The 13,849-nt window shown below is 60.5% G+C and carries 8 protein-coding genes; 4 read left to right on the top strand and 4 right to left on the bottom strand.

From position 1 onward, the window contains the following. Positions 1-40 precede the first annotated feature (40 nt). From IPK70_02390 to IPK70_02400, 3 genes are all read right to left on the bottom strand, one after another. Positions 41-3,709: a gliding motility-associated C-terminal domain-containing protein gene (locus IPK70_02390; GenBank protein ID MBK8226009.1), complete on the bottom strand. Its 3,669-nt coding sequence runs from the start codon at positions 3,707-3,709 to the stop codon at positions 41-43. 139 nt (positions 3,710-3,848) lie between these two features. Next, complete coding sequence (locus IPK70_02395) at positions 3,849-5,117, bottom strand: PKD domain-containing protein (protein ID MBK8226010.1); 1,269 nt, start codon at positions 5,115-5,117, stop codon at positions 3,849-3,851. A 9-nt stretch (positions 5,118-5,126) separates the two neighbouring features. Next, on the bottom strand, positions 5,127-5,714 hold the full coding sequence (locus tag IPK70_02400) for an RNA polymerase sigma factor (GenBank protein ID MBK8226011.1): 588 nt from the start codon (positions 5,712-5,714) through the stop codon (positions 5,127-5,129). A gap of 266 nt (positions 5,715-5,980) precedes the next feature. On the opposite strand from IPK70_02400, the gene mdh reads away from it, so the two are divergent. Continuing rightward, entirely contained in the window at positions 5,981-6,922 is a 942-nt protein-coding gene (gene mdh, locus IPK70_02405; protein ID MBK8226012.1) for a malate dehydrogenase, read from the top strand. Between the two features lie 62 nt (positions 6,923-6,984). Here the strand turns inward: mdh and IPK70_02410 are convergent, their stop codons facing one another. Then, positions 6,985-9,255 (bottom strand): T9SS type A sorting domain-containing protein, encoded by a 2,271-nt coding sequence (locus IPK70_02410; GenBank protein MBK8226013.1) that lies wholly within the window; start codon positions 9,253-9,255, stop codon positions 6,985-6,987. A 191-nt stretch (positions 9,256-9,446) separates the two neighbouring features. Between IPK70_02410 and secDF the strand changes: the two genes are divergently transcribed. The 3 genes from secDF (at position 9,447) to IPK70_02425 (ending at position 13,808) form a co-directional block, all read left to right on the top strand. Further along, a complete protein-coding gene (gene secDF / locus IPK70_02415) occupies positions 9,447-12,533 on the top strand; it encodes a protein translocase subunit SecDF (protein MBK8226014.1) in 3,087 nt (1,028 codons plus the stop codon). A gap of 61 nt (positions 12,534-12,594) precedes the next feature. After that, positions 12,595-12,882: a twin-arginine translocase TatA/TatE family subunit gene (locus IPK70_02420; protein MBK8226015.1), complete on the top strand. Its 288-nt coding sequence runs from the start codon at positions 12,595-12,597 to the stop codon at positions 12,880-12,882. Continuing rightward, on the top strand, positions 12,879-13,808 hold the full coding sequence (locus IPK70_02425) for a calcium/sodium antiporter (GenBank protein MBK8226016.1): 930 nt from the start codon (positions 12,879-12,881) through the stop codon (positions 13,806-13,808). Before IPK70_02420 ends, IPK70_02425 begins: the two co-directional genes overlap by 4 nt. Positions 13,809-13,849: the final 41 nt, after the last annotated feature.

Here is a 13,849-nt window from a genome sequence, read left to right on the forward strand (position 1 = left end):
GTAACCGGGGCGCCGCCGAAGAAACCTGCTTCGCGCCGCGTTATTTGATCAGCGTCACATGGCCCATGAGCTCCTTGCGGGTCTCGCTGTCCTTTATCTCGTAGGTGATCCGGTAGGCGTACACATCGGTCTTCAGGGCCTTGCCGTTGTTGTTGGCAGCGCCATTCCAGAAGTTCTTGTAGTCGTCGGTTTGGAACACCACCTGGCCCCAGCGGTCGAAGACCTTCAGCTCGAAGGTCGTGATCGCGTCGATGTTCGTGCTCATGCCCCAAGTCTCATTGATATCGTCGCCGTCGGGGGAGAATGAGTTGGGCACATAAACGAACAGCACATCGTCGATGACCACCGTATGGCAGATGGTATCGGCGCAGAGATTCTCGTTGAAGGCCACCATGCACACCTCATATTGGCCGGGCTCGCGGTTGTTGAATTCGAAGAATGGCGACGGGTCGTTGGTTGTCATCAACCCTGCGATGTCCCACCAATAGGTCTCCGCTCCGGTGCTGGTATTGCCGAACCAGATCCGCGGGTCATTCACATTGGCGGGAATCGGATTCCAGACGAAGTCCGCCACTACGGGTGGCGGCCCCTGCACGAATCCGAAGCCAGCGGCCAAGCAGCCGGCTGCATCCTGTATCCGGATGGGGTAGTACTGTTCACAGGCTCCGGTGAGCAGCGGCTCGGGCTGCCAATTCTGCCCGTCGTCGAAGCTGTAGAGCACGGCCTGGGTGTCGTACACCTCAACCTCGCCATCGCAATAGCCGGAACACGTAACGGGCCGCACCACCACGCTATCAATCACTAATTGCGGGGGCTCGCCGATGAGGAACTCACTCGTTCCTGTGCAGCCGTTGTCATCGGTGACGGTGAGCGAGTAGGTGCCCGCGCAAAGGCTGGTGATGCTATTCACGCCCAAGCCCGCTTGGCCAGTGCTCCACGCGAAGCCGAAGTCTCCGGCCGCCCCAGTGTTGCCTCCAGCAACGGCCGCGCTCGCTGTCCCATCGCAGTACGTGTAGCAGATGGCATCGGTGGGGGTGAAGTCGATGACGATGGTGTCGGTGAACGTGAGCTGAACGCTGTCGATCAGGTAGCAGAAAGCACCATCGTCCTCGATCCAATAGAACCAGTGCGTTCCGCCCATGCCGGGTTGCACGGTCACTGTGGTCTGCGTAGCGTTGGCATCAGCGAAGACCGCACCTGCAGGACCGCTCCATACGCCGACTCCGGTGTTGCCAGGAGAAACGGAAAGCCCGTTGGTGAGGTCGCAGGAGTATCCGCCGGGTCCCATCACCACAATGCCGCAGCAAGACGGGTCGTCCGCAGGGATCACGGTGATGTCGAGCTGCGCGGTGGCTTGGCAACCGGCCGCGCTGGTCACGGTGTAGGTGAATAGCTCCGAGGCCTCCCAGGTGGGGTCGAACTGGTCATCGACCACAGCCCCAACCGAGTTGGTCCACTCGCCGCCGGGATCCGGTGTGCCTAAGAGTGAGTCGTTCATGAAGAACACCGCTTCATTGGCGCAGATCGTGACCGCGTTGTCCTGTCCGGCGTCAATGCTTGGGTCAGGCGCTACGAGCACACTGTCCATCACCGCGCACGCCGGTGACCCCAAGGGATAGGAAGTCAGATAATACCAGGTGGCTTGCGTTGTGAATACGTTAGTGGTGGGGTCGCTGGGGTCATCCAAGCCATCCGTAGGTGACCATTCCCAGACGATCGGGCTGGTACCGCCTCCGCAAACGATCACACCGCTGTACGAAACGCCGGTCAGAGGTCCCTGGCCAGAGGCATAGACCTGCACGCCCATGTCGTTGGTGAGGATGAAGGAGTTCTCGTTGTTCCAGATCGACCCAGCGGTGTATGTCAGCGTGATGCTCTGGCCAGTGCTCACATTCAGCGGGATGATCTGCTGAAGGGTTCCAGCTGTGCTGATGGCGTAGTTCGTGACCACCCCGTCAATGCTCACTGCCAAGGTCGCTCCACCGTTCCAGGTATCGCCGAACGTCTCGTTCAGCTGCAGTTGCCACACGCAATTGGTGGGCGGCCCGTTGGCCACCACAGCTCCTGCCATGGGCTCCGGGTCGTTGCAGAGGATGATGTCCGGCCCCGCATCGATCTCCATCTGAGGCGCCACGGTCACTGTTACGGTGGTGTCGTAGGTGCACCCGAAATTGTCGATGGCCGTGAGGGTATAGTTGTAGGTGCCTGCGCCTGTCGGTGTAGCGGTGGCCGTGAGCGGATCGTTGGGGTTGAGCGTGATGAAAGGACCGCTCCAGAAGACGGAATCAGAAACTGACGTGTTGATCACCGGTGTGAACTGGGTCACATCAGGAATGATGGCAGGATTGAAGTTGAGCTCCCAGCTGCACAGGAAGCCATTATCAGCGCCCCATAGGTCAAGCGAAGTGAAGGTCCATGTGCCGTTGAGCGGGCAGTTCTGCAGGTTGCTCCACGGTTGGACCGGGGTATAGGTGCCTGGAATGAGCGCGTTGTTCGGAGGCGTGCCGCCATTCATGACGTTGGGCGTGGCTCCGAAGGCTGCGCACTGGGCGAAGGTCCCCAGGGTTGCGGTCGGGCTCCAGCAATACTCCCAACATGTTCCTGCAATCGGATTGGCGTTGCTGTCACCATCATTGGCACCACCGATGTAGGTGCCGCCGCCGCCTTGTTGGTGCAAGATGATCACTTGCCCGTTGGGGCAGGTCACGGAAAGGACCAAGTCTCCTGTGAAACTGTGTTCCATGCTCACGCAAATGGTCTGAAGGTCATTCGCGTTCGTGAGCATCTGGCCGGGATCGAACTGCGTGAATTCGATTTCGCTGGTGAAGGGTGTTCCTACATCATCGGGCAGGTAAACGCCATCTCCGAAGTTGGCTTCCGGTATGCCGGTCCATGTGATCGGGGTGACCATGCCGGTCAGGTCAACCGTGGCGCCCAAGCACGTCTCCAAGCTTTCCATGGTACCCATGAAGCTCGGAGTAGTGCTCACGAGGATCTGGAGGTCAACCACGTTGCTGTTCACGCAATCGTTGTCGTCAACGAGATTCAGCTGCACGATGTATTCTCCCGGGACGGTGTAAGAATGGCTGGCTGTAGGGCCCGTGGCGGTAGTGCCGTCGTCAAAGACCCATGTGTAGCTCACGATGTTGAAGCCGGCGGCGGCGAAGGAAGCAGAGCCATCGAAGTCGATCACTTCACCTTGGCAGACCAATGCAGGACCCGGCTCGCTCATGGTGGCCACGGCCTCTGGACGATCGCATGGCGTGAAGCAGGTGATGCTGGCCGCAAAATCACCGACCCCCGTTCCGTTCGAATTGAATCGAACCGTGAGGCAGCCGGTGGGGTTGAAGGTGGTGGCCGATACGACCAAGCCCAAAAGAGCGCCCCCGGAGTAGTTCCCCAAGAAGGTGGCTCCGGTATTATCGCCATCCCAGATGCTGATGGCATCCCACGTGTTGTTGGCTCCGCTCTGATCCAGATTGAAGACCGCCCAGGTCAGGGAGATGCCGTCGCCGGGTTGGTCTGGGCAGATCACAACGGTGAAGTTCTCGTTGGTGCCGTAGGAGGCCGCTGGTCCGCCGCTATCCTCAAGCACACCGGCGCAGGTGGTGATGCTCCCTGCCGTGATGCTGAATTGCTGGCCACTCGCCGAATTGGCGACGAGCAGGGTTGCAACCGGTAGGAACAGGGTGTATAAGAGTCGCTGCATGCGGTTCATGACGTACGTTGGCAAATAGGTGCGAGAAGCCCTTTGATTGATGCGCTGCGAGGTGCTGAGGTTGCCCGGCTCCAAAAATAGGCCCCGGCCTTGCGGGCCGGGGCCTAGGAGCTTCCCGAAAATATGAACCCTAGCGCAGCAGGCTCACCGTGCCGGTATAGGTTCCTCCAAGCGCTTCGCCGTCCTTCATCTCCACCATCCACACATAATCACCCGTGGCACAGGGCGCGCCAACGCCATTCACGCGGCCATTCCAAGGCCGTTTCAGATCGGAGGTCTCGTACATCAACGCCCCGGTGGCGGGGTCATGAATGGTCATCCGGAACCGGCGCTCCAAGGTCTTCAGCGCCTCGGGAATGAAGTGCTCCTCAACCCCATCGCCGTTGGGCGAAAAGGCCGGTGCCGCCAGAAGATTGTAATCCTCTTTGATGCGCACCACGCGCTCGGTGCGGTCGGTGCAGCCGATGGCATTGGTCACGATCAGGCTCACGGCGTAATCGCCCTTCTTCTTGTAGACGTGGGTCGGTACTTGAAGCGTGCTGATGCTGCCATCGCCGAAATCCCACAAGTACGAACTGCCCTTGAGGCTCTTATTCTCGAAATGAACCGAGGGAACCCGGTCCAGGTATTCCTGGGGCATCGGGTTGAAGGCCGCTTCGGGGCGCTCATGGATGACGATCACATCCGATACAGGCTTGTTGAAGATGGTGCCACCTGTGGCAGAACTCATCGAGAGCGTCACTTCATAGCGGCCCGCCTTGTTGTATGCATGCTTCGGCGCCGGGTCGGTTCCGAACGTGCCATCGCCGAAGTTCCACAGCATGCGCGTTCCGGGAGCCGCCATGTTGGTCACCTCGAATTCAACGGATGTGCCGGGGCAGCCTTGGGTGATGCTCGGGCGGATGCTCACCTCGTCGCTGGCTGGTGCTGAAGGCTTTACGGGTGTCATGTTCGCCGCGGAACTCGTGCTCGGGAGCTCTGCTTGTTCGCTGCGTGCTGGCGATTCCGTGCGGACCTCGCTACGGGTATTGGCTGCTTGCTTGAGCCGGGGCTCGCTCACTTGACCGATTGGGCTTTCATCGGGAATAGAAGCCGCCGGCATGCTGGCCTTCTCTTGAGCAGGGCTGAACAAAGCAGGAACCGCTTCGTCATCGTGCTGCACGCTGGTCACCGATTGCTCGGTTCCGCTATCGGCGAGTATCTGGTACATGGTGGCAGAGAAGGCTACTACGCCACCGAAGAGCAGCGCCAGCAAGCCGAGCGACCAGCGCCCTTGCTTCCTTTCAGTCTTGCTCAGGCTCCGGTCCAACTGAGCCCAGTCGGCCGAATTGTAAGGCACTTCGTACTGATCCAGCGATTGCCGCAGGGCCTGCTCGAAGGCGTCGGGTTTGTTCTTCATCTCCATCGCTCAATTGATCTTGTTCTCCTGCCGCAGCAATTTCTTCAGGTTGTGCTTGGCTTTGGCCAGGTTGCTCTTGCTGGTGCCCACATTGATTCCGAGCGCGTCGGCGATTTCCTTATGGGTCATTTCCTCGAAAACATACAGATTGAACACAGTCCGGTAGGCCGGGGTAAGCTTCTGCATGGCGTTGATCACGTCCGCCGGCTTCAGGTCAGGAAGCTCTTCTCCGGTATCGTCAGCGAGTGTGTCTTCTTCGTCCTGGTCCTTGAAATCCTCGATGCTGCGCTCTTCGCCCAGGAGCAGGTAGCTGTGCTTGCTGCGCCGGAAGTGGTCGATCGCGGTGTTCACGATGATGCGCCGGATCCAACCCTCGAACGAACCCGCCCGATTGAAGGACTCCATGCTGCGGAACACCTTGATGAATCCATCCTGAAGGATATCCTTAGCCTGGTCGGTGTTCTTGGTGTAGCGCATGCACACCGCCATCATCTTGCCATAGAACTGTTCATAGACCCGCTGCTGCGCACGGCGGTCACCAGCAACGCAACCATCCACCAATTCACCGAAAGCCGCCTGTTGGCTCTCGGTATTCACCCAGCTTAGGGTAAGCCGCGGGGCGATGCGTTCCGGTGTCATGATCGGAGCCTTCGTGGGTTGGCTTGGAGCGGACAAGATAGGCATCGGGCTGAAGACGAGGGTAGCCCCGCTGGGATGCCTGCAAGGTTCCATTCAAAGCGAACGGGGTCTTCAACATCGGCTGACAATTGCCCATCAACGCGGCTGTACCGAGCGCCTACATTCGCCCCCGCGCTGCTCTGTTGGCAATGCGCAAACAACCCTCTAATCCCCGCACGTTCAGGATGAAAGTCACAGTAGTAGGAGCTGGTAATGTAGGCGCTACATGCGCCGATGCCGTGGCACGCTGGGAGCTCGCCAATGAAGTGGTGCTGCTCGATATCAAGGAAGGCTTCGCCGAAGGCAAGGCCTTGGATATTTGGCAGACGGCCCCGATCAATCTGTTCGATTCACGCCTGGTGGGCAGCACGAACGATTATGCCAAGACCGCCGGCAGCGATGTGGTGGTGATCACCAGCGGCCTGCCCCGGAAACCGGGCATGAGCCGCGACGACCTCATTGCCACCAACGCCGCCATCGTGAAGAGCGTGACGGAGAACGTGGTGAAGCATTCGCCCAATGCCATCATCATCGTCGTGAGCAATCCGCTCGATGTAATGACGTACTGCGCCTACGTCAATAGCAAGCTGCCCAGCACCAAGGTCTTCGGTATGGCGGGCATCCTTGATACCGCCCGATATCGCGCCTTCCTGGCCACCGAGCTGGGCGTAAGCCCCAAGGACATCCAAGCGGTACTCATGGGAGGGCATGGTGATACCATGGTGCCCCTGCCGCGCTATACCACCGTTGGCGGCATACCGGTGACCGAACTCATCGCAAAGGACAAGCTCGACGCGATCGTGGACCGCACCAAGAAGGGCGGCGGCGAGATCGTGAACCTACTGGGCACCTCCGCTTGGTATGCACCTGGCACGGCCGCTGCGCAAATGGTAGAGGCCATCGTGCGCGACCAGAAACGCGTGTTCCCCTGCTGCGTGTGGCTGCAGGGCGAGTACGGGCTGAAGGACATCTACATGGGAGCCCCCGTTATTCTCGGCCGGAATGGCATTGAGCGCATCATCGAGCTGAAGCTGAACAAGGAAGAGATGGAACTCTGCCAAGCCAGCGCCAAGTCCGTGAAGGAGGTGATGGACGTGCTGGACAAGATGAACAGCGTCACCGCCTGAGCGTAATCGCCTCTTATAACGAAAGGCGCCCGTGAGGCGCCTTTCGCATTCTCCGGCCTTCCTCAATGAAGGACCACCAACCGCTGCGCAGCGCTGTTGCGTGGGCCTTCGAGCCTTACCATGTAAAGGCCTTCTGCCAGCCCGGACAGTGAAATGTTCGCCTTCCCATTGGACATCTGGCCGCGATGCAGCTCCTGGCCCAAGGCGTCGCGCAGCACCCATGCGGTTCCCGGCACAAGCTCATCGGTGGTGAGCTCCACTTGGGCTCTAGCGGGGTTCGGATAAAGGCTGAAGCGCGGCGAGGCACTCGTTGCCCCTGCCACCGTGCTGAGCTGGTCGCTGCGCCAGAAGCTGAGGCCGCCGCGGTAATTGCCCACCACGAGGTCCTGCTGGCCATCGCCGGTGAAGTCATGCAGGCAGAGCACCGTACGTGCGCCATCATCCATGCCGCGCCATGCGGTATCAAGGCGGGTCCAATTGCCATCGAGGTTCCCATCGATGTCGCCGTAATGGTAGATGGCGCCGCTCTCCGATCCGAGCAGCAGTTCGCGCTGGCCTTGGTCGTTGGTGATGAAGTGCGGAGTCGAATGGCCCGTGACATTGATCCACTCGATGGTGCTCACCGCACCGAGGTTCTCGGTCACCAAGGTCCATGAAGGGCTGGCGGCCGTGCCCGTATTGCGGTAGTAGTTCAAATTGCCGTTGCGCTCGCCGATGACCATGTCAAACAATCCGTCCTCGTCCAGGTCGTGGAAGACAGGGGCGGCGAATTGCCCCACATCGATCATGGCGCCCCCAGCGTCGGTCAAGTTGATCTGCTGCAAGGTGAACTGCGATTGCGGGCCGGTGGCGGTGTTCCGGTAGAAGTGCAAGCGCCCTTGCAGGTCGCCGATGTACAGGTCCAGGTCGCCATCACCGTCGACATCGCCGAAGGCCGGATGCATGCTCAAGCCGATGCCGCTGTTCGATAAGCCGAGCCAGTCGTCGGTGACCAGGTCGAAGGCCGGGCTGGTAGCGCTGCCCACATTGCGCAAGAGGGCCACCTTGCCCACATAGCTGCCGCCGGTCTGGTAGTAGCCGTGGTTGCTCACGATCAGGTCCATCCGGCCGTCACCATTCTCATCAAAGGCTACCGGGATAGCGCCCAAGCCGAGTTCGATCATGCGGTCTTGGAAGAGGTTCTGCTGCTGGAACTGGAAGATCGGCGCGGCATCGGTCCCGGTATTGCGGTAGTACCACACGCTGCGGAAGTCGTGCGATAGGGAGCCTGCGTTGGGCGTCACCAGCAGGTCCCGGCGACCATCGCGGTCCACATCCAAGTAGAAGCCCGCTGGGAAAACGGGCATGTCCACGCTCACGTTGTAGCTCGGGAAGAGCGTGTCCTCGCTGGTCATTAGCGCATTCGCCACGCTGCCACCGTTGGTCAGGCCCACGAGATTGGTGAACGAGATATCGCCCAGGAGCAGGTCCTTGACGCCATCACCGTTAAGGTCGATGGGCGTGATGGTGCTGCCCGCATGCGCGCGTTCGTCGCTGTCGTCTTCGGCATCGGTCTCACCCTCGGGGCGCAGCTCGGGATTGGGCACGTTGAACTGGCAAGGCACGTTCAGCGTAACCGAATTGTTGTTGAAGTTCTCGGCGAAGTAGCCCCAGCACTTGTTGCGCTGCTCGAACCGCAGGCTGTCGCAGGTGCCATAGGTCTCCATGCTCAGGTTCTTGTGGTACTCCACGTAGGTGCCCAACAAGCTGAAGGTGATCACATCCAAGTCCCCGTCGCCGTCGATGTCCTCGATGCCGGGCAGGTCGACTTGAGAGATGAAGAGGTTGGCATTGGTCTGCGCACCGCTCGGCGATACGTAGGCCGAATACACCAAGCTCTTCACGGGCTCGAAGGTCAATTCAGCATCATCACCAGTGTTCTTCCAAACGCCGAAACCGGCTTGAGTGTAGGAGCAGATGTCGGCCTTGCCATCGCAGTTGTAGTCGCGCGCCAGCGCCCAATCGTGCATTTGGTTCAATGGCGGCACGTTGTCGTATTCCCGGACCGGGCGGTAGTAGGCGGTCCCTTCAACGCTGCTGGTGCGCAGGAGCATCACGGCCTTGTGCCCGCTTGGGAAGGAATAGGAATGGTCCAGGAAGAGCAGGTCCTTGAGCCCGTCGCCGTTGAGGTCGATCTCACTCACCTGCGCATAGTTGATGCCACCAGCCCAAGCCAGATCGAGCAAGGCGCCTTGCTGCGTGACCGGGATGGCGGGGTCGAAGTGCAGGTCCCATTGGGCGCTCAGGGTGGAAGCGGCTAACGCAAGGGTGAAGCAGGGGAGGAATCGCAGCATGGTGGGTTGAAGGTGTGACGCTTCGGCCCAAAGGTCGGTTGCGTGAAGGGCGGCGGCGACATGCCCCGATCATGTTCTTCACCTTCCGGCGTTCGCGTATTAATGCTTGATGCAGAGGCGAAAACACGGCCTTTCCCGCATCACTTGTCCGGCTATATTTGCCGCCTCTTTTACGAACCCCCTTACCAGTCATGCAGAATAGAGGCGCGCTTTGGGTCTTCACGGTCCTCTTGGCGCTTGCGTGCGCTTACCAGCTTTCGTTCTCCTACTTCACCTCGGGACTCGAGGGCCAAGCCAAGGCTGATGCTATCGCCAAGGCCGATTCGGTGCTTGGCACGCCGGAGGGCGCTGCCCGTGATCGAAGCCAAGTGGAGCTCGATTATGAGAACGCCTACCTCCGGGCACACGCCGAGGACAAGGTGTATCCCTTGCTGGGCTACACCTACCGCGAGTGCAAGGAGAAGGAGATCAACCTGGGCCTCGACCTGCGGGGCGGCATGGCCGTAACGCTCGAAGTGAGCGTGCCCGAGCTGATCGAGAACCTCAGCGAGGAGAGCAATGATCCGGCCTTCAAACAGGCCATGGCCAATGCCCGTCAGCGCCAGCTCAGCGACAACAAGGACTTCGTGTCGCTCTTCGACGAGGAGTACCGCAAGATCGAGAACCGCCCACCGCTCTCGGCCATCTTCTACTCGCCGGACAGGCAGGGCATGTTCGATCGTGAGGGCGATGATGATTCCTACATCAGCGCATTGCGCCGCGAGGCTGAGACCGCGCTGAGCAACACCGAGCGGATCCTGCGCACCCGAATCGACAAATTCGGCGTGAGCCAGCCCAGCATCCAGAAGCAGGCCTTCAGCGGCCGCATCGCCATTGAGCTTCCGGGCGTGAAGGACAAAGAGCGTGTGCGCCGCGTGCTGCAGAGCACGGCCAACCTGGAGTTCTGGGAGATGCACTCCAACACGGACATCGGGCCCTTGCTGTTCGGTGCCGATGCGGCGCTTTCCGCGCAGCTTTACCCTGAGTTGGCGGCGCAGGACAGCTTGAAGGCCGCTGCCGACAGCACCGCGATGCCTGCGGACAGCACTGCAGCCGTGACCGATTCCACGATTGCCGAGCCGGAAACCGCAGCCGATGACAGCCTCGGCGATGCCGACACGGCTGCCGCGGATACCGCTGCCGGGGAGGGTGAAGAAGAAACCATCAGCGATGAAGAGGCCCGTAAGCGCTCTCCTCTGCGCTCGGTGCTGGAGCCTGCCGGCAACCAGCGCGGGCAGTTCGCGCTTGGTCCTGTCGTGGGCCGTGCGCTGCTGAAGGACACTTCCGAGGTGAAGCGCTTCCTCTCCATGTCTGCCGTGCGTGATGCACTGCCTCGCGATGCGCGCTTGGTTTGGGGCGCCAAGCAGCAGGAGGGAACCAGCGGCCCTTTCCTCGAGCTCTATGCGATCAAGCTGCCTATGGATGGCAAGCCCAAGCTCGATGGCAGCGTGATCACCAATGCCTTCCAGGACTTCGACTTCAAGGGTGAAGTGGAGGTGATCATGAACATGAACACCGAAGGCGCTCAGACCTGGAAAGTGATGACCGGCGACAACGTGGGCAAGTACATCGGCATCGTGCTCGATGGACTCGTTTACAGCGCGCCCGAGGTGCGTTCCGAGATCGCCGGCGGCACCAGCACCATCTCCATGGGCGCCGGGGAGCTGAACGCGCAGATTCAGGAAGCCAGCGACTTGGCGAACATCCTGAAGGCCGGCGCACTGCCCGCTCCGGCACGCATCATCGACGAGACCGTGGTGGGACCATCGCTGGGTCAGGAGAACGTGAGCACCGGCCTGATGAGCTTCGGAATCGCCTTGCTGCTCGTGCTCCTCTACATGGTGATCTACTACGCCCGCGCTGGCTGGGTGGCCGACCTCGCACTCATCGTGAACCTCTTCGTGCTCATCGGCGCGCTGGCTTCGTTGCAAGCCGCGCTCACGCTGCCCGGCATCGCGGGCATCGTGCTCACCATGGGCATGGCGGTGGACGCCAACGTGCTCATTTACGAGCGCATCCGCGAGGAATTGCGGCACGGCAAGATGCTCAAGAGCGCCGTGGACCTGGGCTTCAAGGGAGCGCTCTCGGCCATCATCGACTCGAACGTCACTACGCTGATCATCGCGGTGATCCTGTTGATCTTCGGAAGCGGTCCCGTGCAAGGATTCGCGGTCACGCTCGGCCTCGGCATCCTCACTTCGATGTTCACCGCGCTGCTGCTCTCCCGCATGATCATCTCCTACCGCTTGGAGAAGGGCAAGTCCTTCTCGGTATGGAACAACTGGAGCAAGAACATCTTCGTGAACGCCAATTGGGACTTCATGGGCAAGCGCAAGGTGTTCTATGCCCTGAGCGGCCTGCTCATCGCGGCGAGCATCGGCTCAATGGTGGTGAATGGCTTCAACTGGGGCGTCGACTTCAGCGGCGGCCGCACCTATGTGGTGAAGTTCAAGGGCGATGTGGATGTTGAAGCGCTCCGCGCCTCGCTCGATGGGACGCTCAAAGGCGATGACGGCGTGAAGAGCAACACCAACGTGAAGACCTACGGCAGCGATCGCCAATTGAAGATCACGACGAACTACCTGATCGCGCAAGCCGACACCGTGGCCGACCGCATGGTTGAGGTGCAGCTGCGCGCAGGGATCGATGCCGTAGGCGGCGACTACCAGATCACGGAGAGCCGCAAGGTGGACCCCACCATCAGCGATGATATCCAGAAGGGCGCGATAACCTCAGTGCTCATCGCTTTGGCGCTGATCTTCCTGTACATCGCCATCCGGTTCAGGAATTGGCAGTTCGGCTTGGGCGGCCTGCTCTCCTTGGCGCACGATGCCATAATCGTGCTCGGCGTCTACTCCTTGTTCTACAAGATCATGCCTTTCAGCATGGAGATCGACGAGGCCTTCATCGCAGCCATCCTCACGGTGATCGGTTACTCGATCAACGACACCGTGGTGGTGTACGACCGCGTGCGCGAGTACCTGCGCGACCACAAGCGCGAGCCGTACGTGGTGGTGATCAACAAGGCCATCAACTCCACGCTGGGCCGCACCATGAACACCTCGCTCACCACCTTGCTGGTGCTTGCTGTGATCTTCGTCTTCGGCGGCACCGCGATCAAGGGCTTCGTATTCGCGCTGCTCGTGGGCATCGGCGTGGGCACATACAGTTCCGTCTTCGTCGCGACGGCGATCGTCACGGACCTGCTCAAGGGCAAGGACCCTGCGCGCGAGGCCTGAGCCGTGATCCGTATCTGAGGAAGCCCCGCTGCGCACGCGGGGCTTCCTACTTTTCGCCCCTATGCTTCTGATCTTCGACATCAGCGGTGGCGAATTCCTGGTGGTGATCCTTTTCGTGCTGCTCTTCTTCGGCGCCAAGGGCATCCCCGACATCGCACGCGGCATGGGCCGCTTCATGCGGCAAGTGCGCGATGCCAGCAACGAGGTGCAGCGGGAGATCAATCGGGGCGCGAGCGAGGTTCGACGCGCTTCCTTGGAGCATCAGCGCCAGTTCAATGCCTTAGCCGAGGAGCCCTCGGCCAAGCCTGCTGATCCTGCTTTGGAACCGAAGCCGGAAGAGCCTTCATGACCGAGCTCCTGCTCACCCTGCTTGGCCTGGCGGTGCTGGTTGCGGGCGCAGAGGCCATGGTGCGAGGCGCGGTTGACTTGGCGCTGCGTGCCCGAATCTCGCCCTTGGTCATCGGCCTCACGGTGGTGAGCATGGGCACCTCAGCGCCCGAGCTGCTGGTAAGCTTGATGGCTGCGTTGAAAGGCACCCCTGCCATCGCCATCGGCAATGTCGTAGGCAGCAACATCGTGAACATAAGCCTGATCCTGGGCTTGGCCATCCTCATCTTCCCCATTGAGGTTGATCGTGATGCTCGGCGGATCCATTGGCCTGTGATGATGGCCGTTAGTCTGCTGTTCTGGTGGCTCTTCAACGACGATCTGATTGCGCGTTGGGAGGGCCTGATCTTCCTGGCGGCGATGGTCTGCTATGTAGGCTGGATGGTCTGGGCATCGAGGAGATCGGCCTTGTCGCGCGCGCATGAGCCCCCCCGCATGGCATGGTGGAAGGCGGTGCTGTTGCTCGTGGCGGGCATCGCGGCTCTCACCAAGGGCTCGGAGTGGTTCGTGGATGGCGGGGTAGGCCTTGCAAGGCTCGGAGGCGTGAGCGAGCAGCTCATCGGCGTCACCGTGATCGCATTCGGCACCTCGGTGCCCGAGCTGGTCACAAGCCTCGTGGCCGCCTATCGAAAGCAACCCGACATCTCCTTGGGCAATCTGGTCGGGAGCAATGTCTTCAACCTCCTCGGCATCATAGGCGTCACCGCAAGCGTGCACCCGATCTCAGCCAGCCATGACAGTTTCCGCATCGACTTGATCGCCATGCTCATCACCGCACTGATCCTTTACCCGCTGATGCGTTTCGGGCAGCGGATGGGCCGTTGGCAAGGCGCCATTCTAGTGGCGGCTTACCTGGCCTATTTGGTGCTGGTGCTCGCACGCGGTTGAATAGTCCCGCTGCGAGTTGTCGCCATTTTACCACTGCCCCC

The organism is Flavobacteriales bacterium, from assembly GCA_016712535.1.
Classification (GTDB): domain Bacteria; phylum Bacteroidota; class Bacteroidia; order Flavobacteriales_F; family PHOS-HE28; genus PHOS-HE28.

What these genes read in the sequence shown, in the direction of transcription:
- IPK70_02390 (MBK8226009.1), bottom strand. Translation starts at nt 3,709, where the DNA reads ATGCAGCGACTCTTATACACCCTGTTCCTACCGGTTGCAACCCTGCTC.
- IPK70_02395 (MBK8226010.1), bottom strand. Translation starts at nt 5,117, where the DNA reads ATGAAGAACAAACCCGACGCCTTCGAGCAGGCCCTGCGGCAATCGCTG.
- mdh (MBK8226012.1), top strand. Translation starts at nt 5,981, where the DNA reads ATGAAAGTCACAGTAGTAGGAGCTGGTAATGTAGGCGCTACATGCGCC.
- IPK70_02410 (MBK8226013.1), bottom strand. Translation starts at nt 9,255, where the DNA reads ATGCTGCGATTCCTCCCCTGCTTCACCCTTGCGTTAGCCGCTTCCACC.
- secDF (MBK8226014.1), top strand. Translation starts at nt 9,447, where the DNA reads ATGCAGAATAGAGGCGCGCTTTGGGTCTTCACGGTCCTCTTGGCGCTT.
- IPK70_02420 (MBK8226015.1), top strand. Translation starts at nt 12,595, where the DNA reads ATGCTTCTGATCTTCGACATCAGCGGTGGCGAATTCCTGGTGGTGATC.
- IPK70_02425 (MBK8226016.1), top strand. Translation starts at nt 12,879, where the DNA reads ATGACCGAGCTCCTGCTCACCCTGCTTGGCCTGGCGGTGCTGGTTGCG.